This is a genomic window from Mesorhizobium yinganensis, assembly GCF_040081985.1.
GTDB classification, from domain to species: domain Bacteria; phylum Pseudomonadota; class Alphaproteobacteria; order Rhizobiales; family Rhizobiaceae; genus Kumtagia; species Kumtagia yinganensis.
Genome location: NZ_JBEBMH010000002.1, coordinates 67,228 through 91,631, shown reverse-complemented (window position 1 = coordinate 91,631; position 24,404 = coordinate 67,228). Strand labels below are relative to the sequence as shown.

The window sequence follows — 24,404 nt, the reverse complement described above, 5'->3', positions numbered from 1 at the left end:
GATCGGTAAAGCGGCGGCTTGCGTATACACTCATCGCCGCACCAACTTCGCGCCGGCAGACGTACCGACGGAGAAGCCGATATTGATCACGCCAGCTACCAAAGCCGAGCCACCGAAGAATGTGCCAGATACGGCGCCACCGATGCCGCCGGCTGCGATAATGCCGGGGAGTGCGAGTAGAGCTTGTGGCATTTTAGAAATCCCTAATTTGTGCTTCAGCCATGCGTTTCGGAAATGCTCGCTTGGCCTCTCGGTCGTACTGCCCGATGCCCTGACGCACAACGCGCACGGCGACACCCTGGCTTTCGGCTTGGATGGTCGGGCGGAACATGGGACCTTCCTCGCCAATGACGCGAAGGGTCACTTCCTGCGACGTTACTGCCCGCTGCGGGATGGCTGGCGTACTAATGCGCGGCATGGCACCAACAAGCCCACCATCGACTAAGTGCGGCACGCGGTCGGCGTTAATGGCATCGAGCAAAGCACCATGTTTTCTGACCATGGCCGAACGTGTGACATGCTCGCCATCACTAAGCATTGCGGGAATCTTGTCGCCTGTCGGCCCGCCCGGACCGCGGACCCTGCCACCACCGGCTAGCCGTAAGCCAGCCCACGGGTCGCTGCCCCCGCCGCCTAGTCCGCCCAGCAAAGCGCTAAGGATACTGCCGCCCAGCGAACCACCGCCACCCGTCCCGCCCGCCGTGGGGAACGCAGGCATAGATAGAAGTTGCTGCGCAACGTCGGCTAGGATCGCCACAAGCTCGCTGGCTTCGAGCTTCCCGTCGGCAAGGGCATTCGCAAGCGACTTAGCCGCACCCACGCCGATATCGGCCAGGCTTTCATAAGACGCCTGCAGGTCATCGATGGCGGCCTTATGCGCCTCGGCAGCTTCGATGGCCGGCGTATTGCCACTGCCGCTCCCGGAGAGGAATAGGTCTGCCTCGGCTGATCGCCGCTTGCGGTTTATGCCGTCATTGTCGTCGCCAAGGTCGCGGATGGCGATACCGATCTTCTCCGGGTTGCCGGATTCGATAGCCGCCACAATCCTGTCGGGCAGGCTGCCATAGTTATAGGCGACCGACGTTAGCGCGGCCTGCTGTTCCTCGCTAAACGACCGCCATACATCGCTGCCAATCGTGTTTTGGATAGCGCCTTGGAACTCCGCAATCCGCCGCGCAAGGTCGCGGTTGGCGCCCTCCAAAGACGTGACGGACTCTGCCGTGACCTTGCTAATGCGGCCAGCCGCGTCCGTCATAGTGTCCGAACCAAAGCCGACGCGGAAGTGGTTCACATCCCACTTGGCTTTGGAGATGAAGCCTTCGAACTTCTTTACCAGTTCCACCGCGGCGCTCTCGCCGACCTTCTTGCCCGCCTCATCCGCCTGCGCGTCGGCGAAGTAAGGATCGGTGCGCCGCGTCGGCGTTTCGCCCACTGTGTCGGGCAGTATGAATGCATCCTCGCCACGTGCGCGAGTAGCGCGGTCCTCCGCAATCGGTGTCTCGGACATGGCCTTATTCTCGGCTTGCCGCGCCTTCACCACGTCCATTATTCGGCGTTCGTTTTCGGCCAGGGCCTCGCTGTCGCGCTGAAGCTCCTGCCGTGCCGTACCGAAATCGGTTTCGCCAAAGCCTAGAACGCCGTCGCCCATGCCACGATCGCCACGTGCCTGGCGGGTGTCGATGTCGATGCGGCGGCGTTCTAATTCCAAGCGCTGCTTGCCAAGGTCAGCAAGGTCTTCGTTGATCGTGCTATCCATCCGCACTTCGAGCGGCTTGATACGGTCCAGCAGTCCGAGCACGTCGTCGAGGAACGAAATGACCTTCGGCTGCACCCAGCCGGCCACAGTCGCCGAGATGGCGTTGAATTTTTTATCGATCTCGTCGGCGCGCTTGATGACGTCGGCATCGAGCACCTGGCCCATGTCGTGCGCGGCTTTTATCTGCTTGCGGATGCCGGCTTCGCCCTGGCTTATGAGCTGGACGAATTTCTCGCCGCCAGTCCCGCCGAACACCTCATCAGCAATGCGTATCTGTGCGGCCTTGTCCAGTTGGCCAAGCTTACCGATGATCTCGGTAAAGAGTGCGGACGGGTCTTTCAGTTTCTCTTTCAGCGTGGTCGCGTCGTAGCCGAGACGCTGGAACGCCTCCGCGGAACTCCCGGCGCCCGTGGTTATGAATTCGTCGGCACGAAGGGCAAGCTCCTTCATGCCATCCGTGAGGGCGTCAACCTCGATGCGGTTGGCCTTAGCGACCGCGGCCAATTCCTGGAACGCAGTGGTCGACAAGCCGGCACGCTTCGCAGCATCACCGACCGACGCCACGCTCTTAGCGACTGCGCCAGCCGCCGCTGCAAGGCCGGTAAGTCCGCCCGCACCGCCAAGTAATCCAGCCCCGAAGTTCTTCAGCAGACCGCCTACACGGCCCGCTGCGCCGCCAATGTCGGCCTCCAGCCGGGCAGACATGCGCTTGCCGCGATCTTCTATTTTCGAGAAGTTATCATTCGCCGCCTTGGAGCCTTTGCGGAGTTCTTTCTCCAACTTGTCGACGCGCGCAATGACGTCGATCGCTAGGCGTTTAGATTCGGGATTGGCCATGTAATTCCTTAAACAAAATAGACTGCGTCATCGGGCGCGCTGTCATATGAAGAGCGGCCGGATGCACCCTGTTCTGCTCTCGACGCGCTCATGATGGCTGCCACGGCCGGATCAATGCGGTCTGCGGAGCGGGCTTTATTGGGGCGCCTATTGTCGGTCTGGTCCCGCATCATGACGGTGTTGCCTACCGCCCATCGCAACATGGGATTGCCGCCGTGGCATAGCCGCCGATTGAGGAACAAGTCCTCGAACGTGTCGACCGGCTTGGCGAAGTTCATCAACGTCTGCGGAAATGCCGCAACCGGGATGCCGCTGGCCTCTAGGTTTTCCATTAACTCGCGCGCAAGGGCGACGTCGAACACCACCTCTTGCACGTCAAACATGTCGCACAGTGCGCGTATGTGATCTTCAATAATCAGCCGATCGATGATGTCGCCAGGACAGGCAACCAGCCATCCCTGTTGCACCCATAATGGATACGGTGCGGAGTCATTGTCGGCACGCCTGCGCAACTGTGCTTCGGGACTGAAGCCGGTGACATGCAGTGCGAACTTATCGTCGTCCATCTCGATAGTGCAGGCGACGGCGCTAAGGTCGATGCGTTTGGATAGATCGACTGCGAGCCATGCCTTGCGTCCGCGTAGCGCCTCTAGGTCATAGGGCGTGGCGTTCTCGTCCCATATGGCCAAGTCCCATTCGGGGTTGGCCGCGCCGTCGAGCCAGACATTAAGGTGGAGTTGCCGGAACATCTCCCGATCGGCAGGCCGATGCTCCGCCTCCCGCACCATTTGGCGCATGCCGTCGATGTCGGGATATGGCGGGCTGCAGCTAAGGCCAGGATTAACGCGATGCCAAACGGCTTCGTCGCGCCAGTCCTCGTCGGCATCCGCCTCGAATAGTATTGGTAAAAATGCTTCGTCTACGATCTGCCCGGACGCCACCGCCTTGGCGTATTTGTACATATCATATGCAAGGTTCTCGTGGCCTACGCCTGCCGTTGTGGTGACGACAAGCAAACTGCCTGGCGTCTTAACCAGGCCGGTCTTAATAGCGTCCCACAGCCCGCGCTTCTTCCATGCGTGAAGCTCATCGACCAGAGCGAACACGGGCGTCCTGCCATGCGCCGTGGCCGCATCTGCAGACATGGCTCGGTACTGCGCGCTGGACCTTTTATGCGTTATGCGTGACTTGGTATCCTGAACCGCAAAGGCTTCTTCGGTGCGCGGGTGGGCGCCGATAATGCCGACCATCTCTTCCAACGCGATGCGCGCCTGGTCTCGGTCGACCGCGGCGCTGATCACCTGCGAACGCGGTATACGCTCCGGGCCAAGGTGTAGGAGTGCGAGTGTGGCGCCGAGTGTAGTCTTGCGGTTGCCGCGCGGGATTAGCGCGAAGACTGTCTTGATTTTCCTCGTGCCGTCCGGGGCGGTGTCGCCATAGACGCGGCGAATAATGCGCTCCTGCCAAGCATCAAGCTGAAATTGGCGGCTGGCGTGCCCCGACTTAGGGTGGCGCAAAGCCCTGATAAATCGGACGGCACGCTCACCCTTGCCATGGGGGTCTTGGATTTCACTTTGGTCGAATATCCAGTTGAGGTGTTTCGAAGTATCTGCGCCTGCCGTGTATCCGTCAGATGTCGCCAAGGGCGTCGTCTTCGTCATCTCCAACGGCGCCTCCCTTGTTTTTAGTGCGGCTTGCGGGCGTCAGCCCAAGCTCGCCGGCAAGCCGGGCAAGGGTGGCGTGGAACTCTTTGAGCATGGTGGTTTCTGGTCGGCGCTTCGTCTCGCCAGTGGGCGAAACCATCGTGAGTCCGTGTATGGCTATCGCCGCTTCGCAGTCGGCAATGTGCGAGACGATACGGCAGTATGCATCGACAATGGGAAGCTCGTGGCTGGCTATCTTACGCTGTGCGACAAGCACGCCGAGCACCTTGCGCCACTCCTTAGCAGCCCGCTCCGGCATGGCTTCAGGCACGTTAGGCACCTTGCTTAGCGCGCCGTCCAGCGCCCGGACTTCTGCCTTACGACCCCTGGCCAATTCGCGTACAGCGCAGTTCAAGGCCGCGCCGCCTTCCGATCTCTTTGACCTGGACAATGCCTAGGTGCGAGCCTTGATAGGCAACGCGGTCGGCCACGGTTACGCCGTCCAACCACCTTGTGCGGAACACCGTAGCGGTCTCGCTGGAGGCACCATATGCACGCTGGAATTCGTCGGTAGTCGCTTCGATAAGCTGCGCTCTCAGGGTCGCTACAGGCCCCCAATGGGCGACCGTGGCGCCATACTCGTTGACGACAGACGATGCGCGTTCCACCGCAATTGCACGGTCTAATCTACCCGCTCTCATAGGATCCCCACGGTGTCTTCGGCGATGGCATGGAACGTCAGAACGCCGTGCGAATGCTCGCCGGAAGGGTCGCGTAGATAGCGCGCGTCCTCGAAGTCGAAGACCAGGTCAAAGCCGTCGACCAAGCCCGTTACGTCACGCATCGCGCGCCTGACTTCTCCGGCGATCGACTTGCACTGGACGAAGCTGTCTTCCTTCGTCCAGACGTGGATGGTTAGGTAGACGTCGCTGCCGTCGACACAGTCCGCGGAATCGTCGACAACTTGCGCCTCGCCCAATACGATGCACGGCCATATCTCTGGCCGGCTATGCCGATCAAAGATGCTCTGCCCGTCGACCAGCGCTAAAAGGGCAGGCCGCGCAAGCATGGATTGGCGCGCAAGCTTCTGCGCTGCCAGGCTGGCTTCACTCACTCCAAGCCTCCTTTACGGCCTTGCTAATCGCGCGGTCGACACGCCGCCGGACACGCTTTTTCGTCGTGTTGACGGATGGCCAAAAGAACGGCTGCGCTTCGCCACCTTCGCCTTGACGTCCATACTCGGCGGCCAGCGAATAGTCGTATGGCCCGCGCTCGGTCTGCCTCGTAGTCGTCGGCCCGCCCGCCGTAACCGTGATGGACAACGGGTCCGGTCCCGGTTCCTTGCGGATGGAGTCCAGCAATTCTCCGCCGTCCTCGTCGTCCACGGGCGCCAGGTACTTCATACGCGCCACCATTTCGTCCGCGCCCTGTTGGAGCGCCTTGTCGATCACCTTGCGGGCGGCCTTCGGGATGGCGGCAAAGGCACGCTGGACGGAGATAAGGTCTCTACTCTTCGCCATCGATATACCCAAAACTGTAGGCTCGCCGCTCCGTTACGACGCTCCACACGCCTAGCGGTAGCTCGTTTACGGACACGCCGACGACGCTGGCCTCTCTGTTCTCGTAGTAGTGGGCGGCAAGCATCTTGACCGCGCCAACGATGTCGGCCGGTGCCCCGTCGGGAAACTCTGTCTCAATGACGTAGCCGAATAGGGACTCGAGATGCGCCTGCGCCGCATCAATTTGCTGGGTAATGAGGGCGTCGTCGTTGTCCAACGTCACGCCGAGGTGTGCTTTCTGCTCGTCAAGCGTGACGATAGCCATGGGTTCAAATTCCTATTTAAGGAGAATTGCGAATTGTTCGCGGCGGGTGGTCTCCCGTCACGAGGGCAAAGTTGCCGACCCGCCCCCGGTCGTGCGATGGTGGCGCGAGCGGAGGCCAACGATGGACCGAGACGAAGTAGTCAAAGTGCTAAAGAAAGCACTGAACGATGTTCAGGATTGCGAGGCCAACATAAAGCGCGGTAACGCTGACCGTGCTCTCTATGACATAGGTTTCGCGGAAGATAACATAAGAAAAGCATTGAAGGCGCTGAAAGACTAGCGACCAAACCCGCCTTCGGTCCTAATGTTCTTCCGACGATTGCAGGCACCGTTATACGGCTGCCAGTTGTTGCGATCCCAAAACAGTTTTATGTCGCCCTTCGGGGCAATGCGGTGGTCGACCATGTCTGCCGGCCTGCCGCAGCCGCATGCACACAGCGGGTCGCCTAGGGCCGCCAGATACGCCTTGCTCTCGCGTGCCCACTTGCTGTCGTAGCCACGACTAGCCGCGCTACCGCGTGCCACGTCGTTGGCCTGTTGGCGTTGCTTAGTTCGCGCCTGCTCATGGACGCAACGCATGCCTTTGGGCACGCTACACCCGCATGCGGTTATGCGATTGGGCATCAACACTCCCCGCTTACGCAGCGTTAGCTATTGGACTCGGATTGTGGTATAAGGGGCGTGGCGCGTCTGCCGGAATTCACCGGCCAGCCGTTTGTCCAGTCACCCCAAGTGAATGAGGTGAAATATGATCGAAACAGTCATCTACAGGAGTAATGGAAATGGAGATCGAAGATCTAGCTAGTATACTTGTTATAGTCCGTGCGGGCATTTCAGTAGCCCGTGGAATTGCAAACATATTCCAAAAGAAAGGAGTCAGAAAGAAAGCGAACAGAAAGCATTAGGTAAATTTAAGTTTGAGAGGGCGCTTCGGCGTCCTCTTTTTTTGAATCAACGAAAAGGCGGACGGTAGCGTCCCGCATACCGTCCGCATGATGCCTTCGCCGCTATAGGTTAACGGCTAGCGTCTGGACTTTGAGCAATTGTACGGCATTGAAGATCGTTTTGGGCGCCCGCATTGCTCTATCGTTGTTGGACAAGCCCGCTGATCCCTCGCTCTTGGAAGGCGAGTAATCGTGCCCGCATTATGACGCGCCCGATGGTGTTAAGCTACGGGTGCCAGATGCGGCATGCCGAGCTGGAATACGGCGCCGGCTGCAATGCTGGTTCCGCCCGTCTTGGTGATGACGGCCCGGAGATATCGCTTCTCTGCGATATATGCCTGCCGATAAACCGTGCTGGCAACCAGCGTGGCCGGCAGGGTGCCGATCTTGTCGGCGGTCGGAACCGTGACGAAATCGCCGTCCGTGGTTGTGTCGCTGTGCTCCATGGTGACCACGTAGTCGCCAGCGCCGACAATGGCGCCGGTGTTGACGATGAGCAGGGCCGAACCGTAACCCTTGGTGTCGACGGTCGATCCCTTGAGGGTCGCCGCCTGCACGGCCGGGACCAGGGAGGCCACGACGTTACTGTTCGAATAGCTGTCTTTCCGCATGGTGGCCTCCTTACGATGCCGCAATCTTGATGAACTTGATGGCGTTGAAATCGCCCGCGCCGCCGCCTACCCGTTTGTAGACATCGAAGATCACGCGGCCTTTGACCGTGAGTTCATCACGGTTGATGCGAACGCCCTGGCGATCGACGATGACGTAGCCCTGTCGGAAATCGCCGAAGGCGATCGGGAAGGTGTTCTCGCCGATGTCGGGCATGTTTTCGTCGATCTCGACACGGTAGCCGAGAAGCGGGTGCTCGACGCCCTCGATGAGGTTGCCGGTGGGTGCCCAGAGACGGCGGCCATTCTCGTCGACGATCGCCATAAGGCGCGCCGCCGTGGTCGAGTTCATCAGCCAGGTCGCGTTCGGCTTATAGGGCTTGCGCAACTTGGCCACGATGTTGATGCACGCCGTAACGAGGTTTGCATCGGTCGGCGCCGAAGCATGGCCGGCGGCGATGTACTGATAATTGCCCCAGGCGCGGGTGAAGTCCTTCGTGGCAAGCGTCGGATAGTCGAGCAGGCCGCGCGGCTTTCCTTCCACACCATCGCCTTCAAGGAATGCCTCGCCTTCGGTCTCTGCGAAGTCGTGGGTGGCATCGTTGACCAGCCAGGATGCAATGTCGGTGGCCGCGTCATCGAGTAGATGACGGGTAGCTGCCGGCGCCGCATAGAGTTCCGACACCGGGTAGCTATGCTTGATGAGTTCCGGACGGGCCGTGTCCTGCGGACGGCTGTCACGTTCGGACACCCACTGCGCACCACGCGCGCTCTTGGAATAGAAACGCTCGTATCGGTCGGTCGAGATCGTGACGACTTCGGCCAGGCCGCGAAGCGGCGATAGATCGGTCATCAAGTTGCGGATGGTCAGGTCGATAGTCGGCAGCACGAAATAGCCGCCGGCCGGGTCGCTGTCCGACGATGCCGCCTTGATCTCGGCGTCCAGTCCGGTGCGCATGAGCGAGATGAGCGCCTTGCGCTCGATTTCGATCTGCTCGTCATTGTCGGTCTTGGTGCCGGCCGGGCGGTTCAGCTTGGTCTCAAGCTTGTCGAGGCGATCAACAAGTTTGACATTGTCATTAGCCGCGGTCTTGGTCTCAATGACCTTAAGTCGATCGTCGACCGTCTTCTGAAGATCGGCGAGAGCCTTGGTGACGATGTTGGACGCGTCGTCTTCGTCGCCCTTGTACTCAAGGGCAGCGTTATGAAAATTCATGTAGTAGGATCCTAGTTTAGGTACGGAGGGCTTGCGCCGTCCTGTTGATAGCTGCCGCCAATTGAATCGCGCGAACGGCAGATTTTGCGCTGGTAACCCGCGCGCCGGGATGCATGGGGATCGTCACTAACGACGCCTCCAGCAATTCCAATTTAGAGATGCTGCGCCCGCCGCCCTTACGAGCGACATGCTTCCTAGTGATGAAGCCGATGCTTATGCCGCGTACGGCTCCAGACTTAACGAGGGCATGCACTTCGTCTGCACGCCGCACCTCACCGACTAACAAGCGCCCCTTAAGCCGTAGTCCATCGGCTGCCTCTACGGCCTCCGACCACGAGCCGAGCGGGTCGTTACCGTCGTGCCCAAAAAGCATAGGCAGGGGCAGGTTAGCGTCGGCAAAGGCGCCTTTTTCGATGACGTCGCCAACACGGTCGGGCGTGCCGAACGGCCACGCTAGCCCCTCGATTTCGCCGGTATCAGCCGCGGCGAACTTGGTTTCAATAAAGAGGCGTTCCACTATGCCGCAGCCTTCTGCTTAAAGCTGTCGAACTCTGCTTCATCATCCTCAATGCCCATCAACGCGGCGCGCAAAATCGTCTCTGCGAGGGCCGCGTAAGCAGCGTGCCCGTCGCGCTCGATGGCTGGCATGGGATTGAATAGTTTAGCGTCGTCGCCGTTGAGGTCGTGGCCAGCTAGGCGGGCTGCCTTGGCCATTTTCGCGAACATGGCCTCGTTCGGCGATGGCGTTTCGCCGGCATAGGCGAACGTCAATTCTATATCGTCGGCAGTCCATCCGCCCTTATGAAAGCGGCGCATTGCGGCATATGCCGAAGCGCCCATCTCCACGTCTTCCTGCTTGGCGCCCCACCGCATTGCGCGCTCCAACGCTGCGATGCGGTGGCGGCGTAGTTCAAAACGCCGCTTCTTTCCGTCGAAGGTCGCAGTCACATAGTTCACCGTCATGCGGCTTCTTTCTCAGGTTCGATATTGTCGTTATCCGGCGTGGGAGCCGCGGGTGTCGCGTCAGGCTGACTGCTGCCCGTGTTCGGGTTCGCATACTCATCGCCGCCCTCGCGCGGTTGCAGGCCAAGCCAGTTGCGGCCTTCGTTCGGCGAAATGGTGCGGCTGGTAATCAGGCCGTTGATGGCAGTCGCGCGCTCGGTCAAACTGCCTTGGCTGAAGTCGTCCAGGTCGAAGCGGAAGAAGTGGTCGGCGCGCTCTTCATCGGTCAGCAGCGCTCTATCGAGAGCCGACTCCACCGCCCGCATCCACGGCAACACGGTGGCGGTTAGATACTCTTTCGCGGCCTGGCTGTAGTTGCCCCATGTTGCTCTCTCAAGCACTCCCAGCATGTGCTGCGGAATGCCGAACGCTCTGGCAATTTCCGAGAGCTGGAACTTCCGAAGTTCTAGCAATTGAGCGTCGACGGACGTCATGGTCATTTGCTGCCAGGTCGCGCCGTCATAGAGGATGGCCGTCCGCCCGGCCTTCTCGGCGCCCCCAAATGCGGCTTTCCAGCCGGCGAGCATTTTCGTTACACCGGCCTCGCCGATCGCCTTCGGGCTACTGATCACGCCCCCCGGCCGGGCGCTCTGCTGCCAGAAGTTTACGACATAGGACTCCATCGTCTTGGCCGCCGTGATGGCGTCGGCAGCGAGAGATAGAGGACACCGCTGGAACGGCCCGCGGACGTGGATCGCGTTCGCAGAGGGGATGACCTTCCCGGAGATTCGGAAGATCGGTTCACCAGTCCCGTCGGAGCTATAGGCGACCGCGAGGATGCCGGAGTCGTAACGGATGATCTCGCGAACTTCACCGTTGACCTTATTGGCGTAGGCCAGGCCGCCCGCATCCTGCGACAAGGCCTGGACAACGAGGTCTCGGAGGAACTCGTATCCCGACGTCCATCCATTCACCTGGCCGCGCAGTAGCGCGAGAGCGGGGTGTTCGGGGACATCGACTTCCTCTTCGCCTACGCGTCGCTTGACGCTCAGGTGTGCCAGCGCCACCGACTCGGAAATGAGCTTGATAGCGTTTTGGACGGCGGGCACAGTGAATGCCTGAGCGCGACTAATAGTGCTGCAGCCACCCAAGCCGCCGCCGAGCAGCGCCAATAGTTCTTCGTCGGTTTGCAGGCTCTTCTGCTCTATCGGCGCCGGCTTAGTTTTGAATGGCCACACGCGGCGCCTCCAATTTTGAGATTACGTGATCGGCAATGTGGCCAATCCACAAACAGGTGACGCTCTCCGCATTCGATGCGGCCAGGTTGAAATCGCCTCGCACACGCCGCGGCTGGCCGTCCTCGATAACCAGGATCGTGTCGGCTTCCGGCGGGTCGTGCAGGGCTTGCTCCAGCACCCGGAGGGCTTCCGGCACGGCGAGGCCGGCGCGCTCCAACTTGCGGGCGTTGGCGATGATGGCGACGTCCCTAGGCGAAAACAGCCTGGCGCTGCCACGCTTGCCGCCTACGTGGTAGCGGTGCACCCAAACGTCTAATGTGTTGATCGGGACGCCGGCCGCACGGGCAGCGTCCTCGCGCGACAGGTCGCGCAAAGCGTAGCGCATGGCGCGCCTCTTTTCTTGCTAGTGTAAGTTTGATGAGGTTTAAAAAAAGCCGCGCGAGGCGGCTGGAGAACATTCTCTGCTACTACTACGGCTCCGGAGCAGGTTTGAGACCGCACCAAATGCCGTTCTGTCTACGTCGGGGCAGAAAGTGTAATGATTATGCTTCGCCCACTATTCCAAACTGGATAGATGGCGCGGGTGAGCGAGGGGTAATTTTCACACCCTCCTATTATACTCCCCACAGGAATGCCAAAAACCGCCATTTCGCAGAAAAATGTCTACGCCGGCCCGAAAAGCTCAATGAATTGGTGAGTTATCCACATTGGCCACAATATGTGGGTATCGGGCTGTTCCGTCTGTAGATTCGCTGTTTGTTCTGCTATGATCTCTTAGTCGATACGGTCGGCAGAAAGGAGGTGATGGAAATGGCCAAGTCATCCAAGATTGGACGCAACGCAGGTAGTGGACAGTTCACTACGGTGAAAACCGCAACGAACAAACCCGCTACCCATGTCGTAGAGACTATCAAGCGCAAGTAGGCTGACGCCTACGGAGACCGGGCGGACGGTTTGGCGACTCCCGCCCGGTTCTCTTTTCTTCGCATTGCCCTCGGGTTGCGGTCAAATCAATTCCACTAAGATAGTAACCAATCCAGCCGCGCATTCGGCTTCGGCTCCCGGAACGGCACGTCGATGGGTACGGCACGCCACGCCGCCTTCGCCTCGATCCGGTAGGCTTCCGCCCGTCGAGCCAGTACTGCTTCCCGGCTCGCCGCGGCTCGGCGCTCATCAACCAGGGCGTAGGCGCGAGGTATGGCATACAAGGCCGCACATAGCCGCCCGGCAGCCCACGCGGCTCGCTGGGCGCGAGTGGCGTAGGGTCCGCCCTTGCCCACGATCTCAAGCGGGACGCCCTCCACAAGCGCGCCGTGGGCGATTGCGGCTAGGTCGAGCAGGTCGGGGCGATTGGCGTCCGCGACGTACCGTGCCGCCGCCTGGCTGAGATCGAATACGACTTCGTGGGCGATGCCAATGACTGCCTGCCGAAAGTTCTTCCGGGCTTTGGCGTTCATGCTGCGGCCTCTTCCTGCTCTGCGCATCCGGCCGCATATGCCTTGGCTCGGGCTGCGGTGTCGGCTTCGTCTTTCGAGAAGGGCGACATTCGTACTCTGTCCAGGAATCGCGGCATGGGCGGCCGGGGCGGCTTCACAGGCGGCTTCCATTCATAGTCGAGGTCCGGTCCCCAAAACGCTCGTTGCACAGCGGCGGCGGACGGCGGCGGCTCGTATTCGAAGTCGGGGGCGAACTTACTCGGCATAACGCGCACAAAGCTTTTGCCTATCAGCTCGCTGGTATCGTCAGGGGCATCGATGCCGGCTGCTTCACATATACGGCGTAATGTCCGCTGGCCTTTCATCTGCTCGTCTTCATTCAAGGACTCGATGGTAACGGTGAATTCGTGGTTCTTCCCGTCGTCCTCCGTGAGGTCGAGGTGGAGCCACTTTGTGCCATCGTAATCGTCCAGGTACGCGTTCGATATCGTCACCGACTCGCGCCGTGGGTAGACCACGCCGTCGGTCGGCTTCGTATACGCCTTGGGCCTTGCCTTCGCCGGCCGGTCCTTCTTCTTCGCTATAGCGGCCTGCTTCGGGTCGACATACACCTCGGGGATATCCTCGTCGTAACGCTCTCCGGCCAGCCAGTTCGCGGGTGCCGGGATCCACTTTTTCTCGACAGGGTTGGCCGTGTAGTGGTCGGCCCAGGCGCCGGCCGCGATGATGATGCGCTCGGCCTTGTCGGCGTCGGGCGCCACCTTGGCCCATGCCGTCTTCGCCTTCGGCTTCTGGTACTTGCGCGGATATGCGCTCCAGAATTTTTCGAACGGGTCCCGTGGCGTCTCCGCGTCCGCTGCCGATAGGCACGCGGAAAGCGGCGCCGAAGGCGCGCCAAGGGTATTTTCATTCCTACTAACCTTTACGCCATGCCTTTCGGCAGGCTCAGGTAAGTAGGATTCGTTGCACATGGGTGGAACGCTAATCTCGCTAGCGTTCGAGTCATGTGGAACGCTAGTGTTCGACTCCTGTGGAACACTAGCGACAATGGCCTTAGAGTTCGACAGGGGTGAAACACTAGCCCAACTAGGAATGTATTCTGACGGTCGGGTGCCCTCGCCAATTATCTGCTGAAAATACCCCCACTCGACCAGTTCCCGGCATGCCTTGATGATGATGCCCTTGGACAGACCAGTCGCGGCTTCGATGAATCGCACCGACGCTCGGCCCCTGCCGTGCTTCTGCATGAAGCGCTCGATGATAACCCAGGCTACTTTGCCGTGGCGGCCAGTCGTGCGGCGATCGGTAAGGATGGTGCCGACACTCCACCATTGAGACAGGAGGCTGGCGGGCTTCGCCGTACGCGGCTCAGCTTCGGTCATGGGCTGCACCGCCGAGCGCGGCTGTCGCCGCCGCTGTAATCCGGGTAGCCAAGTCCGGGTGGAAGCTGGCGACGTGCTTGCCGCAAGAGTTGGGCGCGTATGTGCGCCACTGGCCGCTCTGCGACCGTTTCAACAGCAGGCCGAAAAGGCGAAGCTGCTCGTTAATCTCGACGTCGAAACGCGCTTCCGCGCCCGGTGCCTGCAGGCGCCGGATGGATAAAATCTTCAAGTGAGTGTTCCCTGATTTTCATAGGCAGAAGCGCCCGCGACTGCATTGCCGCGGGCGGTATCAGCGATTTAATCGCAGCTGGATTAGTGGCCGGATGAGCCGCCTATAACCCGCAAAATTTTGCGGAATTAGTCGTCTTCTTTAGAAGTAGAGATTTTTATCGCCGACTCCACAACTTCGGTGATTTCGCCCAAGAACTTATTGTAAAGAAAAAGGTGGCCGGCCTCTTGCGGGTCGTCTGCGCTAGTTGGGGTATACTCTTGTGCCAATTGAAGATGTGTAACGAGTAGTTCATAATTGAATTCCGGGACATCTCTTATGATTCTTTGTATAAGCATGCCAAGAAATTGCTTCTCGGCATTCTTCCACATCATAAAATAGTCGCTGACTTGCTCCAGTTCCGGCGCGGTCATGCTGCATTCCTCCGTTCAGCCATAATTTCATCGACCAGGGCGGCGAACGCGTCGAGTTCTTCCATGGTGAGTTGGTCGAGGTTCATGCGGCCCTCGCGCGCTCATTGTCGTTGCAATGCGCATAGACGCCCGTCCTGCGCTGGCCGGCGAGCCAGGCATCAAGGTCCGCGGCAAGGTAGCGGACGGCGCCGCCAACCTTTAGGTAAACCGGGCCTGTGCCCGACATTCTCGATTTGTTTAACCATGAGGCGGATAGGCCGATATAGTCCGCTGCAGCTTTGGTCGTGAGCATTTCGCCTCCTGCATAAATACAGGGTGCGACATTGCCCCTGTATTATTGATGGGTAAGTTTGAGGCACACGTGTCAAGCGCTATCCGAGTATAGGCGCGATTTTTCCGAGCCATTCCCAATTTGCCCACTTGTCGCCGGTCGCGCGCAGATGGCTATAGCGCTGCAAATTCTGCCATGACCGATGGCCTGACACGACCGCAACCTGTGGGATGGTCATCGACATTTCGAACAGCCGAGACACGCCCTCGTGCCTCAAGTCGTGAAACTTCAATCGCTTTTCGTCGGGCGTGTCTTTCGTATTGATGCCGACGACCTTGCAGGCTTCGCGGAACATCCAAGAGACGGTTTCGGAGTTGAACGGGAAAATCTCTTCGGCCACGCGCGGCATCGCCCGTACGATGCGCAGTGCTTCCGGCGGGAGGTCAACGTAGACGTCGTTTCCCGCCGCGCCGCCTGGATCCTTCATATCGCGCACGAGGATGCGGCTGTGGGCCTCATCAAGGTCGGGCCAGCGCAGGCGGGTGATTTCAGCCTGCCTTCGGGTCGAATACATCGCGAACGCAGTGACGTGCGCCATCGGCAAACTGTCCGCTTTCCGACCGCAAAAGAACGCCATCAACCTATTCATTTCATCGACAGTCGGTCGCCGGTCGCGGCGGTTCGATCGGCCCGTCAATTCGAGCTTGGACGCAACGGCGAGCGCGTCCTTCATCGCCATCTGGTCGAGCGAATAACCCCACGCCGGACGGGCAATTGTGAAGACACCCGATAAGAACAGCATGTAATTTGAAACCGTGCTGCGGTCCCGCGTCTCGGCGAGGTGTCGAGCAAGGGCAACGAGGTGTTCGGATCGGATTTGCGAACACCGCTTGGCGGCGAGATCGAAGCCCTTGAGCGTATTGAGCACTTGAAGTTTGGTTCTGCCGAGGCGCTTTGATTCGTTAATGTACCTGTCAATGACACCGGCGAGGGTAGGGTCGGTGCGCGTCGCATCGGTTAGCGTAGCCGGGTCCGAAAGTTGATCTTTGCGCAGTTTCCCCCACGATACCGCCTCGCGTCGATTGGGGAATGTCTTGTTCTCACGGTGCGCAATCTTGCCGTCGCGCTTGATCACAATCTGCGCCATAAAGGACGACTTGCCATCTTTTTTCTTGCGCTCAATGATGCTGGCCATTGGTACAACACGCCTCCGCCTCAGTACGACAATGTTGTACTCTAACGGAATAAACTTGGAAAGCACGGAATTGGCAGGATGAAATCGGATAACCTAAATGATTGAAATTGCTATCATATGACACATCGCGAAAAGACGTGGATAGCTGCCTTGCCGATGTATGACTGGCCGGAGGCCCGCGCCGAGGTCGATGCCGAGTGGGCGGCGATCCGGGCACGGCTGCTTGCGGCCGGTATCGACGCGCCGGAAAGGCTGGTGCGACGCAATGCCGACATGCCGGCTGTGCCGGGAGGCATCCGCAACGCGGCGGGGGCGGTGGTCGCACCGGACCCGGCGACGCTGCCGCCCGACCAACTCGATTTTCCGACCGTGTGGCGGCACCCGAGGCTGTTGTTCGGACAGGCGTGTTGGGGGCCGCTGGAACTCGGGCTGGCCGCGGATGTGCGCGTCATCGGCCAGCCGGATTATTCGGGCTATGAGGGCGGCGAGGGCGAGTATTATTCGAGCGCGCTGGTCATGCGGGTTGACGATGGGGGGCATGTTTCGAGCCCGGCAGACGGAAGACCGCTCCTTCCGCTCGACCTGATCCGCGGCAAGCGCCTCGCCTTCAACAGCGACGACTCCATGTCCGGCATCATCGCGTTGACACGCGACCTGGCGACGATGGACGAGAGCATCGATATTTTCTCCGAGCACATCGAGAGCGGCGGCCATCGCGATTCCATCGTCGCGGTGGCCGAGGGCGGGGCGGATTTCGCGGCCATCGACTGCCGAAGCTGGGCGCTGGCGCGGCGCTTCGAGCCGGCAGCAAAAGACGTCCGTGTCGTCGGCTGGACGGCAAGGCGAAAAGGTCTTCCTTATATCGCAGCTCTCGGCTCGCCGGTCGTGCGCTGGCCGATCTGACAAGGGCGCTACGCCGGCCACAGTGGTCTGTCCCCGTTGACCCGGCGCTCCGCGGCCGGGGCTCGACTCAGCCCTAAACCGTGGCTGCGTATAGTTGGGGGCATCGAACGGGACCGCCGAGGGAACGGCGGCGTGTGTTTCGCGTTACCGGCACATGCTCAATCTTGAGAGGAGCGTGCCATGTTCGATTCCACCTCTTGGATGCTGCTCATTGTGGCCGGCCCCGTGCTTCTCGCCGCCGCCATGGCCTACGCGCTGATCAAGCAGCAAAAGCTGACACCGGCTGAACGCAGCGAGTTGCGGGAGGCGGTGGGAGAATTATATGCGGACACCGAGGAGAACGATCAATGCCCGGTGCGCGTAGACACCGAAAGGCGCAGGAAGGAGCGCGATCCGCGCTCGCGACGCTTCGACAGGCTGGCCGGCACTATGCGGTGAGCGAAAGCGGATAAGCCGACAAAGTTTCGCTTCCCGTTGCGGTGACCAGCACCTGTTCCTCGATCTTGACACCCTCATGGCCGCCCAGGCGGCCGACATAACTTTCAACGCAAACCACCATGCCGGATTCCAGCACGCCGTCGGGCGTGTCCGCCGTCCAGTCGGAGGCATGCGGCAGGGTAGGATATTCGTCCGCCAAGCCAACGCCGTGATAAAGCACGCCATAGCGCGCCGGGTAGCAATCGGGCGGCGGCACTTTGGATTGTTCCACCAGTTGGCGGAACGACAGGCCCGGTCGGATCAATTCGATGTTGCAGGCGATCTGGTCGACGGCGATGGCATGAAGCTCGCGCTGTTCGGCAGACGGCTCGCCGTCGCCGCAGAGCCAAGTGCGCGAGAGATCGGCGCAAAATCCATAAGGACCGATCAGGTCGGTATCGAAAGCGATGAGGTCGCCCTGTTCGATTTTTCGCGACGAGCATTCCTGGAACCAAGGGTTCGTTCGCGGTCCGGAGGAGAGCAGCCGCGTCTCGATCCATTCACCGCCACGCGTGATATTGCCGCGATGCAATTCCGCCCAAAGCTCGTTTTCCGAAATACCGGGTTTCAGCGCCTTTTGCATTTCCGCCATCGCCGCCTCGCAGGCCACGATCGCCCGGCGCATAGCGAGGATTTCGTTGGGCGACTTGATCAGCCGGGCCTCTTCCATCACCGCTTCGCCGTTTTGGACGGAGATCCCGAGGTGGGCGAGTTCGGAAACACCTTCTGGGTTCAGATGGTCGACGGCGAGGCGTTTATTACCGCCACCATGCGCCTTGACGAGATCGGCGATCGGCCCCGCCCAGCGTTTGACGCGCTCGCCACTGAGTTCGCCGCCATAGAGGTACATCCACGATACCGCCGGCCGCACCTCATCAACGACGCCGGAATGGTCGGAAAGATGCTCGCAGGAGAAATAGTCGAACAGCACCACCGGGCCGTCGGTGGCGACGAAGCAGTGACGAGTCGGATTGTGAGCGACCCAGAGCTGCATGTTCGTGCTGTCGGTTGCGTAGCGGATGTTGACCGGATCGTAGAGCAGCATGCCGGCATAGTCGCGGCGCTTCAGTTCGGCGCGGATGCGCTCCAGCCGGTATCGTCGCATGGCCGGAAGGTCGGGCGCCGCGATTTTCGCCGCCGCCCATTCGGCTTCGGCGAGATCGCCATAGCCGAGGACGTGCTGGTTGAGTGCGGCGGCTTTTTGCCGGGCGGCGGCGCGCAGTGTCGCCTCCTCGTCGGGCAGGAAGGGCGCGATCTTGCGAGGGCGCACTTTACCCTCCCCCTTGTGGGGAGGGTCGCCCGCAGGGCGGGGTGGGGGTCTTTTGTCGCACGTAAATCATTCTACCCCCACCCCTGCCGGCTTTGCCGTCCGACCCTCCCCACAAGGGGGAGGGTAAAGTGTCACCCCCGCATCTTCTCGCCGGCCGGGTCGAAAAGTGGCTGCACATTGATACGCGCCGGGCGGCGGTGTCCGAGAATCTCGATCTCGAACATGCCTTCGCTCTCGTCCTCGGAGAGTTCGGCCGGCACATACCCTTGCGCCAGCGACTTCTCGACGAAGTGCGCGTATCCGCCCGACGTCACCCAGCCGACCACCGACCATTCGCCGTCATGGATGCCGCGCACGGCGGACGCGCCGGTGGCCGCCGTGGAGCCTCGCGCCTCCTTGCCTGTCGTGTCGAAACGCGGCGCGCCGAAGTCGTGGGTCTTGCCGACCGTGCCGAAATCCTTTCCGTTCACCTTGGCCCAGATCGGCTCGTCGCCCATGACGTCGGCATCGAGCGCTTCGACGACCAACGAGACCCGGCGCAGTTTCGGGCCGTCGGCCTTTTCCTTCGCGGCTGCCTCGCGGCCGATGAAGTCGTTCTTCTCCAGCCGGGTGAAACGCTCCATAGCTCCTTCGAACGGGCCGTAGATCGGCCTGAGTTCGCGGAACCAGGTCGGAAAATTCTTCTCCAGCCGCATGGAAAGGAGGGCGCGCATGCCGAAATCGACGATGCCGAATTCATGACCGGCGGCCTTGATCGCCGCATAGACCAGCCGCTGGTAGGCCGGCTGCATCCAGATCTCGTAGCCGAGGTCGCCGGTATAGGTCACGCGGTTGACCATACAGGGCGCGCCACCCACCGCCATCTCGCGGAAATCCATAAACTTGAAGGAGGCGGTCGAAACGTCGTCGTCGACCAGCTTTTGCAGCAGCGCCTGCGCCTTTGGCCCAGCGATCGAGAGGCCGACCAGTGTCTGGTCGAAGCGGTGGATTCTTACGCTGCCGTCCTTCGGCAGGTGTTTTTCGAACCAGCGCATATGGTATTTCTGCGCGGCTGACGAGCCGAAGATCATGAAGCGCTCGTCGCCGGCCCCCTTTGCACCAGCATTGGCGATGGTGAAGTCGCCGATCAGTTTTCCGAACTCGTTCAGCATCGGGGTCAGCACGATGCGGCCCTCCTTCGGCATGCGGTTCGTCATCAGGCGGTTCAAAAAGTCCTCGGAACCGCTGCCGCTGACTTCGTATTTGGCGAAGTTGGCGATCTCGGTGACGCCGACGCTCTCGCGCACGGCGCGTACTTCGTTGCCGATATGCTCGAAATCGTTGGAGCGGTGGAAGGAGACGATGTCCTTGGGCTCGGTACCCTTCGGCGCAAACCAAAGAGGGGTTTCGAGGCCCCAGGAATCGCCCATGACCGCGTTCTGCGCGACCATGATGTCGTAGAGCGGAGTCGTTTGTGCCGGCCTTGCGGCCGGGAGCTCTTCATTGGGGAAGCGGATGGAAAAACGGCGCGAATAGTTTTCGCGGACCTTTGCGTTGGTGTAGCGCAGGCTCGCCCATTCGCCCCAGCGCGCCACGTCCATGCCCCACACGTCGAAGCCGGGATCGCCATTGACCATCCAGTTCGACAGCGCCAGGCCGACGCCGCCGCCTTGCGAAAACCCGGCCATCACGCCGCAGGCCACCCAGAAATTGGTCAGGCCCTGCACCGGGCCGACCAGCGGGTTGCCGTCGGGCGCGAAGGTGAAGGGGCCGTTGATGATCTGCTTGATGCCGGCTTTTTCGATGCCCGGGAAATGCTTGAAGCCGATTTCGAGCGACGGCGCGATGCGGTCGAGGTCGGGCGGCAAGAGTTCGTGGCCGAAATCCCACGGCGTATTGACCGGCGACCACGGCTTGCAGGCCTTTTCATAGGTGCCGAGCAGGATGCCGTTTCGTTCCTGGCGGGTGTAGATCTCGCCCTTGAAGTCGAGCACGCCGACCATTTCGCGGCCGGTCTCCTTGTTGAACGCCTCGACCTCCGGCATCGGCTCGGTGAGCAGGTACATGTGCTCCATGGCCAGCACCGGAAGTTCGACGCCGACCATGCGACCGATCTCGCGCGCCCACAGGCCGCCGCAATTGACGACGTGCTCGGCGTGAACGACGCCCTGTTCGGTAATCACGTTCCAGGTGCCGTCCGGCTGTTGCGTCAGTTCCTTGACCGGGTTGCGCAGCACGATCTCGGCGCCGAGTTTTTTAGCCGCCTTGGAATAGGCGATGGTCGTGCCGGAGGGATCGAGATGGCCCTCGACCGGGTCCCACATGGCGCCGACGAAATTCGTCTCGTCCATCAGCGGGAACATCGCCTTGGCCTCGGACGGCGTGATCAGCTCGGTGTCCATGCCGAGATAGCGGCCTTTTGCGTGCGCCAGCCGCAGAAAGTCCATGCGCTCCGGCGTGTCGGCCATCATGACGCCGCCGGTGAGATGCAGCGAGCAGGACTGGCCGGAAATTTCTTCAAGCTCTTTGTAAAGCTGCACCGTATAGGCTTGGAGTTTCGCGACGTTCGGGTCGCCGTTCAGCGTATGGAAGCCGCCGGCGGCGTGCCAGGACGAGCCTGAGGTGAGCTCCGAGCGCTCGATCAGTATGATATCGGTCCAGCCGGCGCGGGCCAAGTGATAAAGCACCGAGCAGCCGACGACGCCACCGCCGATGACAACCGCTTTGACGTGGGATTTCATGAAGTTGGGTCCGTATTGAATTGAGAATGATAAAATGGTGGCTCAAAAATCCGTCGGCGCGCCGCCCTCGGCGCGGCGTTTTTCGACGAAGGCTTCGAGTTCCTCGCGGATGGCGGGGTCCATCCATGGCTCCTCATAGCTTGCCAGCCGGTCCTTCCAGACACGGTTGGCCTTTTCCATCGCGGTGGGAGAACCGGCTTCCGCCCAGGTCTCGAAATTGCGCCAGTCGGAAAGGATCGGCGAATAGAAGGCGGTCTTGTAGCGGTCCTGCGTGTGCTGGGTGCCGAAGAAATGGCCTCCGGGCCCGACCGAGAGGATGGCATCCACGGCCAGCGCATCCTCCGACAGGTCGAGCGGGGTCAAGAACTCCGCCACCATCTGCAACAGGTCGATGTCCAGGATCGTCTTCTCGTAGGAGCAGCGCAGGCCGCCTTCCAGCCAGCCGGCGCCGTGCAGCATGAAATTGCCGCCGGCCTGGATCGCACCCCATAGCGAAAACACGCTTTCATAAGCCGCCTGCGCGTCGACCGTGTTGGCGGCGCAGGTGTTTGAGGTGCGGTAGGGGATTTTATAGCGCCGCGCCAACTGCCCGCCGACAAGTTGCGCCTTCATGTATTCCGGCGTGCCGAAGGCCGGCGCGCCCGATTTCATGTCGACATTGGAGGTGAAGCCGCCGTAACCGACTGGCGCGCCCTTGCGCACCATCTGCGTGAAGGCGATGCCGGAAAGTGCCTCGGCGTTCTGCTGCACCAGCGCGCCGGCAATCGTCACAGGCGCCATTGCGCCTGACAGCGTGAACGGCGTGACGATCACCACCTGGCCGGCCGACGACATCTGGATGATGCCCTCCATCATCGGCACGTCGAGTTTCAGCGGCGAATTGGTGTTGATGATGGTGTAGACCGACGGTTCCTCCAGCAATTGCTCGCGCGAAATGCCGCGGGCGATGCGGGCGATCTCGATTCCGTCGACATTGCGCTCCCGCCCCAGCGAATAGATGTGAAACACCTTGTCGGTGAGCGTCGCGAGATCGCGGATGCATTCGAGGTGGCGCACCGAGGGGTGGATATCGATCGGCTCGACCGGATAGCCGCCGGTGGTGTTCAGGATGTTGTGCATCTGCGCCAGCCGCAAAAAATTGCGGAAGTCGCGCTGGTTGCCGGGGCGGCGGCCGCCGTCCATATCCGAGCAGTTTGGCGCCGAGGCCATCTGCGACAGCACAAGATTGTTGCCGCCGAAGCGAACATTGTGTGCCGGGTTGCGCGCGTGGATGGTGAATTCCGACGGCGCATGAGCGACCAGTTCCAGCATCATGTCGGCATCGAAACGCACGCGCTCGCTGCCCTCGCGCACGTCCGCGCCATGCTCCTTCATGATTTTTCGCGCGCCCTCGTGCAGCACGTCGACGCCGATCTCCTTCAGCACGCGTAGCGAGGCGAGGTGGATCGATTCCAGTTCGTCGTCGGAGATCAGCTTGGTCGGCTGGAACGGGATTTTCAGCTGGCGGAACGGCGGCTGCTCGAAGGCGGCGCTGCCGCCGGCGCGTTTGCCCGCCCGTCCGCCGCGGCGGGGACGCTCGGTTGCCACGGCCGGTTCCGCTGGCTGGACGGCTGCGTTCATGCTGGTCCTCACTCGTGCTATTCGGGCGGCATAATGGACCGGACGCCAACCTGCCATTGCGGAGGCGGCGACCCGTTGGACGAGGGAAGCGACATGACGTTAGGGACGGAGAAGAACAGTTACGACGTCGCCGTCGTCGGCCTCGGCGCTATGGGCAGCGCAGCGCTGTTCCATCTGGCGCGGCGCGGCGTGCGGGCCATCGGCACCGAGCAGTTCCAGCTGGGCCATGACCGCGGCTCGTCGCATGGCGAATCGCGAGCGATCCGGCTGGGCTATTTCGAGCACCCTTCCTATGTGCCGCTGGTGCGACGCGCCTATGAGAACTGGCGGGAACTGGAGCAGTTGACGGGCGAGACTGTGCTGACCGTCACCGGCATTCTGGAGGCCGGCAAGCCCGACGGCATGCTGGTCGCGGGTTCGCTCGAAGCCTGCCGATTGCACGGGCTGGACCACGAATTGCTCGATCCGGCCGAGGTCGCGCGCCGCTTTCCCGCCATCCGGCTCCCCGAAAACTATTCGGCCATGTTCCAGCCGCAGGGCGGCTTTGTACGTCCGGACCTCGCCAGCACCCTGCATCTGCGACTGGCGGAGGAGGCCGGCGCGGCGGTCCTCACGGACACAAAGGTTTTGGCGATCGAGCCGCGCGGGGAGGGCGTGCGCGTGGTGCTCGCCGACCGGGTGATCGAAGTCGGTTCGGTCATCGTCGCGGCCGGCCCATGGATTGCGGAACTCGTGCCGGAACTGAAGCCACAGCTGTTCCTGAACCGGATGGTGCTCACCTGGTACGAGCCGAAGCGGCCGGAACTGTTCGGGCTCGGGGCGCTTCCGGTGTTCGCCATTGAAGGAGAGGATGACTTCCTCTACGGCTTCCCGGATTTTGCCGGCCTCGGATTCAAATGCGCCTCGCACTTCGGCAGCGGCAGGTTGGCAACAGCCGACGACGCGCGCCAGGACGCCGGTCCCGCGGACGAGGCGCGAACGCGGCGGTTCCTGGAACGTTACCTGCCCGACGCAGCGGGGCGGCTGAAGGCGATGAAGACCTGCGTCTACACGATGACGCCGGACGAGGACTTTGTCATTGACTGCCTGCCGGAAGACCCGCGCATCGTCGTTGCCTCGCCGTGCTCGGGGCATGGGTTCAAGTTCGCCAGCGTCATTGGCGAAATCGTTGCGGATCTGGCCCTTGATGGCGAGACGCCGCATGACATTGGACGGTTCAGGATGAGGAGGTGGGGTTAGGGCAGTAGGGCAGTAGGGCAGTAGGGAGTGCTGGTCTGGGCATCTATCCGAGGTCGGTGGATAAAGACTCGGCCGCGACAACCCTTGACCGTTTTGCAACCGGGAGTTCCTCTTCTACTGCCCTACTGCCCTACTGCCCTACTGCCCTACTGCCCTACTGCCCTACTGCCCTACTGCCCTACTGCCCTACTGCCCTACTGCCCTACTGCCTTGCGCTCCTGGCAGGTCGAAATCGCCCGCC

27 protein-coding genes are annotated in these 24,404 nt (G+C 61.1%); 4 read left to right on the top strand and 23 right to left on the bottom strand.

Going from position 1 to position 24,404, the window contains the following annotated elements; translation table 11 throughout:
* Positions 1–30 precede the first annotated feature (30 nt).
* Genes ABMA59_RS04020 through ABMA59_RS03985 form a run of 8 tightly spaced genes read right to left on the bottom strand, consistent with a single transcriptional unit; the run spans position 31 to position 6,060 of the window.
* A complete protein-coding gene (locus ABMA59_RS04020; RefSeq protein ID WP_349004022.1) occupies positions 31–192 on the bottom strand; it encodes a hypothetical protein in 162 nt (53 codons plus the stop codon).
* Position 193: 1 nt separating this feature from the next.
* Positions 194–2,593, bottom strand: a complete 2,400-nt coding sequence (locus ABMA59_RS04015; RefSeq protein ID WP_349004021.1) for a glycoside hydrolase family protein — start codon at positions 2,591–2,593, stop codon at positions 194–196.
* 8 nt (positions 2,594–2,601) lie between these two features.
* A complete protein-coding gene (locus ABMA59_RS04010; protein WP_349004020.1) occupies positions 2,602–4,254 on the bottom strand; it encodes a terminase large subunit in 1,653 nt (550 codons plus the stop codon).
* Positions 4,223–4,567, bottom strand: a complete 345-nt coding sequence (locus tag ABMA59_RS04005; protein WP_349004019.1) for a phage terminase small subunit P27 family — start codon at positions 4,565–4,567, stop codon at positions 4,223–4,225. The genes ABMA59_RS04010 and ABMA59_RS04005 overlap by 32 nt, the downstream gene beginning before the upstream one ends.
* Before the next feature lie 46 nt (positions 4,568–4,613).
* On the bottom strand, positions 4,614–4,937 hold the full coding sequence (locus ABMA59_RS04000; RefSeq protein WP_349004018.1) for a phage head closure protein: 324 nt from the start codon (positions 4,935–4,937) through the stop codon (positions 4,614–4,616).
* Positions 4,934–5,350: a DUF3168 domain-containing protein gene (locus ABMA59_RS03995; protein ID WP_349004017.1), complete on the bottom strand. Its 417-nt coding sequence runs from the start codon at positions 5,348–5,350 to the stop codon at positions 4,934–4,936. The genes ABMA59_RS04000 and ABMA59_RS03995 overlap by 4 nt, the downstream gene beginning before the upstream one ends.
* Positions 5,343–5,756: an HK97 gp10 family phage protein gene (locus ABMA59_RS03990; protein WP_349004016.1), complete on the bottom strand. Its 414-nt coding sequence runs from the start codon at positions 5,754–5,756 to the stop codon at positions 5,343–5,345. Before ABMA59_RS03990 ends, ABMA59_RS03995 begins: the two co-directional genes overlap by 8 nt.
* The gene (locus ABMA59_RS03985; protein ID WP_349004015.1) at positions 5,743–6,060 is read right to left on the bottom strand and encodes a head-tail connector protein; all 318 of its coding nucleotides are present in this window, start codon (positions 6,058–6,060) and stop codon (positions 5,743–5,745) included. Before ABMA59_RS03985 ends, ABMA59_RS03990 begins: the two co-directional genes overlap by 14 nt.
* A 121-nt stretch (positions 6,061–6,181) precedes the next feature.
* Between ABMA59_RS03985 and ABMA59_RS03980 the strand changes: the two genes are divergently transcribed.
* Positions 6,182–6,340 carry a hypothetical protein gene (locus tag ABMA59_RS03980; protein WP_349004014.1) on the top strand — a complete coding sequence of 53 codons (159 nt, stop codon included), beginning with the start codon at positions 6,182–6,184 and terminating at the stop codon, positions 6,338–6,340.
* Positions 6,341–7,225: 885 nt separating this feature from the next.
* Here ABMA59_RS03980 and ABMA59_RS03975 read toward each other — a convergent pair.
* The 12 genes from ABMA59_RS03975 to ABMA59_RS03925 all read right to left on the bottom strand — a co-directional run bounded on the left by ABMA59_RS03975 (position 7,226) and on the right by ABMA59_RS03925 (position 15,934).
* Complete coding sequence (locus ABMA59_RS03975; RefSeq protein WP_349004013.1) at positions 7,226–7,615, bottom strand: hypothetical protein; 390 nt, start codon at positions 7,613–7,615, stop codon at positions 7,226–7,228.
* 10 nt (positions 7,616–7,625) lie between these two features.
* Positions 7,626–8,828 carry a phage major capsid protein gene (locus ABMA59_RS03970; RefSeq protein ID WP_349004012.1) on the bottom strand — a complete coding sequence of 401 codons (1,203 nt, stop codon included), beginning with the start codon at positions 8,826–8,828 and terminating at the stop codon, positions 7,626–7,628.
* Between the two features lie 16 nt (positions 8,829–8,844).
* Positions 8,845–9,345, bottom strand: coding sequence for an HK97 family phage prohead protease (locus tag ABMA59_RS03965; RefSeq protein WP_349004011.1), 501 nt, complete (start codon positions 9,343–9,345; stop codon positions 8,845–8,847).
* Positions 9,345–9,791 carry a hypothetical protein gene (locus ABMA59_RS03960; protein WP_349004010.1) on the bottom strand — a complete coding sequence of 149 codons (447 nt, stop codon included), beginning with the start codon at positions 9,789–9,791 and terminating at the stop codon, positions 9,345–9,347. Before ABMA59_RS03960 ends, ABMA59_RS03965 begins: the two co-directional genes overlap by 1 nt.
* Entirely contained in the window at positions 9,788–11,008 is a 1,221-nt protein-coding gene (locus tag ABMA59_RS03955) for a phage portal protein (protein WP_349004009.1), read from the bottom strand. The genes ABMA59_RS03960 and ABMA59_RS03955 overlap by 4 nt, the downstream gene beginning before the upstream one ends.
* Positions 10,989–11,393, bottom strand: a complete 405-nt coding sequence (locus tag ABMA59_RS03950; protein ID WP_349004008.1) for a MerR family transcriptional regulator — start codon at positions 11,391–11,393, stop codon at positions 10,989–10,991. Before ABMA59_RS03950 ends, ABMA59_RS03955 begins: the two co-directional genes overlap by 20 nt.
* A 634-nt stretch (positions 11,394–12,027) precedes the next feature.
* Positions 12,028–12,465, bottom strand: coding sequence for a hypothetical protein (locus ABMA59_RS03945; RefSeq protein ID WP_349004007.1), 438 nt, complete (start codon positions 12,463–12,465; stop codon positions 12,028–12,030).
* Positions 12,462–13,826: a hypothetical protein gene (locus ABMA59_RS03940; protein ID WP_349004006.1), complete on the bottom strand. Its 1,365-nt coding sequence runs from the start codon at positions 13,824–13,826 to the stop codon at positions 12,462–12,464. Before ABMA59_RS03940 ends, ABMA59_RS03945 begins: the two co-directional genes overlap by 4 nt.
* Positions 13,813–14,055 (bottom strand): hypothetical protein, encoded by a 243-nt coding sequence (locus ABMA59_RS03935; RefSeq protein ID WP_349004005.1) that lies wholly within the window; start codon positions 14,053–14,055, stop codon positions 13,813–13,815. Before ABMA59_RS03935 ends, ABMA59_RS03940 begins: the two co-directional genes overlap by 14 nt.
* 128 nt (positions 14,056–14,183) lie before the next feature.
* Positions 14,184–14,468, bottom strand: coding sequence for a hypothetical protein (locus ABMA59_RS03930; protein WP_349004004.1), 285 nt, complete (start codon positions 14,466–14,468; stop codon positions 14,184–14,186).
* A gap of 82 nt (positions 14,469–14,550) precedes the next feature.
* On the bottom strand, positions 14,551–14,760 hold the full coding sequence (locus ABMA59_RS37120) for a helix-turn-helix transcriptional regulator (protein WP_425475862.1): 210 nt from the start codon (positions 14,758–14,760) through the stop codon (positions 14,551–14,553).
* A 79-nt stretch (positions 14,761–14,839) separates the two neighbouring features.
* A complete protein-coding gene (locus ABMA59_RS03925) occupies positions 14,840–15,934 on the bottom strand; it encodes a tyrosine-type recombinase/integrase (protein ID WP_349004003.1) in 1,095 nt (364 codons plus the stop codon).
* 117 nt (positions 15,935–16,051) lie between these two features.
* On the opposite strand from ABMA59_RS03925, the gene ABMA59_RS03920 reads away from it, so the two are divergent.
* A complete protein-coding gene (locus tag ABMA59_RS03920) occupies positions 16,052–16,837 on the top strand; it encodes a PhnD/SsuA/transferrin family substrate-binding protein (protein ID WP_349004002.1) in 786 nt (261 codons plus the stop codon).
* Positions 16,838–17,017: 180 nt separating this feature from the next.
* Positions 17,018–17,275: a hypothetical protein gene (locus ABMA59_RS03915; RefSeq protein WP_349004001.1), complete on the top strand. Its 258-nt coding sequence runs from the start codon at positions 17,018–17,020 to the stop codon at positions 17,273–17,275.
* Here ABMA59_RS03915 and ABMA59_RS03910 read toward each other — a convergent pair.
* The 3 genes from ABMA59_RS03910 to ABMA59_RS03900 all read right to left on the bottom strand — a co-directional run bounded on the left by ABMA59_RS03910 (position 17,265) and on the right by ABMA59_RS03900 (position 22,924).
* Complete coding sequence (locus ABMA59_RS03910; RefSeq protein WP_349004000.1) at positions 17,265–18,584, bottom strand: M24 family metallopeptidase; 1,320 nt, start codon at positions 18,582–18,584, stop codon at positions 17,265–17,267. The genes ABMA59_RS03915 and ABMA59_RS03910 overlap by 11 nt on opposite strands.
* Before the next feature lie 131 nt (positions 18,585–18,715).
* Positions 18,716–21,304: a GcvT family protein gene (locus tag ABMA59_RS03905; RefSeq protein WP_349003999.1), complete on the bottom strand. Its 2,589-nt coding sequence runs from the start codon at positions 21,302–21,304 to the stop codon at positions 18,716–18,718.
* Between the two features lie 42 nt (positions 21,305–21,346).
* Entirely contained in the window at positions 21,347–22,924 is a 1,578-nt protein-coding gene (locus ABMA59_RS03900) for a trimethylamine methyltransferase family protein (RefSeq protein ID WP_349003998.1), read from the bottom strand.
* Between the two features lie 93 nt (positions 22,925–23,017).
* Here ABMA59_RS03900 and solA point away from each other — a divergent pair, with 93 nt between their 5' ends.
* Positions 23,018–24,163 carry an N-methyl-L-tryptophan oxidase gene (gene solA, locus ABMA59_RS03895; protein WP_349003997.1) on the top strand — a complete coding sequence of 382 codons (1,146 nt, stop codon included), beginning with the start codon at positions 23,018–23,020 and terminating at the stop codon, positions 24,161–24,163.
* Positions 24,164–24,404 lie beyond the last annotated feature (241 nt).

Coding starts and splice junctions, on each gene's coding strand:
- ABMA59_RS03930 (WP_349004004.1), bottom strand. CDS start 14,468: ATGACCGCGCCGGAACTGGAGCAAGTCAGCGACTATTTTATGATGTGG.
- ABMA59_RS03900 (WP_349003998.1), bottom strand. CDS start 22,924: ATGAACGCAGCCGTCCAGCCAGCGGAACCGGCCGTGGCAACCGAGCGT.
- ABMA59_RS03925 (WP_349004003.1), bottom strand. CDS start 15,934: ATGGCCAGCATCATTGAGCGCAAGAAAAAAGATGGCAAGTCGTCCTTT.
- ABMA59_RS04015 (WP_349004021.1), bottom strand. CDS start 2,593: ATGGCCAATCCCGAATCTAAACGCCTAGCGATCGACGTCATTGCGCGC.
- ABMA59_RS03980 (WP_349004014.1), top strand. CDS start 6,182: ATGGACCGAGACGAAGTAGTCAAAGTGCTAAAGAAAGCACTGAACGAT.
- ABMA59_RS04010 (WP_349004020.1), bottom strand. CDS start 4,254: ATGACGAAGACGACGCCCTTGGCGACATCTGACGGATACACGGCAGGC.
- ABMA59_RS04000 (WP_349004018.1), bottom strand. CDS start 4,937: ATGAGAGCGGGTAGATTAGACCGTGCAATTGCGGTGGAACGCGCATCG.
- ABMA59_RS03920 (WP_349004002.1), top strand. CDS start 16,052: ATGACACATCGCGAAAAGACGTGGATAGCTGCCTTGCCGATGTATGAC.
- solA (WP_349003997.1), top strand. CDS start 23,018: ATGACGTTAGGGACGGAGAAGAACAGTTACGACGTCGCCGTCGTCGGC.
- ABMA59_RS03905 (WP_349003999.1), bottom strand. CDS start 21,304: ATGAAATCCCACGTCAAAGCGGTTGTCATCGGCGGTGGCGTCGTCGGC.
- ABMA59_RS03985 (WP_349004015.1), bottom strand. CDS start 6,060: ATGGCTATCGTCACGCTTGACGAGCAGAAAGCACACCTCGGCGTGACG.
- ABMA59_RS03950 (WP_349004008.1), bottom strand. CDS start 11,393: ATGCGCTACGCTTTGCGCGACCTGTCGCGCGAGGACGCTGCCCGTGCG.
- ABMA59_RS03940 (WP_349004006.1), bottom strand. CDS start 13,826: ATGACCGAAGCTGAGCCGCGTACGGCGAAGCCCGCCAGCCTCCTGTCT.
- ABMA59_RS04020 (WP_349004022.1), bottom strand. CDS start 192: ATGCCACAAGCTCTACTCGCACTCCCCGGCATTATCGCAGCCGGCGGC.
- ABMA59_RS03975 (WP_349004013.1), bottom strand. CDS start 7,615: ATGCGGAAAGACAGCTATTCGAACAGTAACGTCGTGGCCTCCCTGGTC.
- ABMA59_RS03990 (WP_349004016.1), bottom strand. CDS start 5,756: ATGGCGAAGAGTAGAGACCTTATCTCCGTCCAGCGTGCCTTTGCCGCC.
- ABMA59_RS03960 (WP_349004010.1), bottom strand. CDS start 9,791: ATGACGGTGAACTATGTGACTGCGACCTTCGACGGAAAGAAGCGGCGT.
- ABMA59_RS03915 (WP_349004001.1), top strand. CDS start 17,018: ATGTTCGATTCCACCTCTTGGATGCTGCTCATTGTGGCCGGCCCCGTG.
- ABMA59_RS03945 (WP_349004007.1), bottom strand. CDS start 12,465: ATGAACGCCAAAGCCCGGAAGAACTTTCGGCAGGCAGTCATTGGCATC.
- ABMA59_RS37120 (WP_425475862.1), bottom strand. CDS start 14,760: ATGCTCACGACCAAAGCTGCAGCGGACTATATCGGCCTATCCGCCTCA.
- ABMA59_RS03970 (WP_349004012.1), bottom strand. CDS start 8,828: ATGAATTTTCATAACGCTGCCCTTGAGTACAAGGGCGACGAAGACGAC.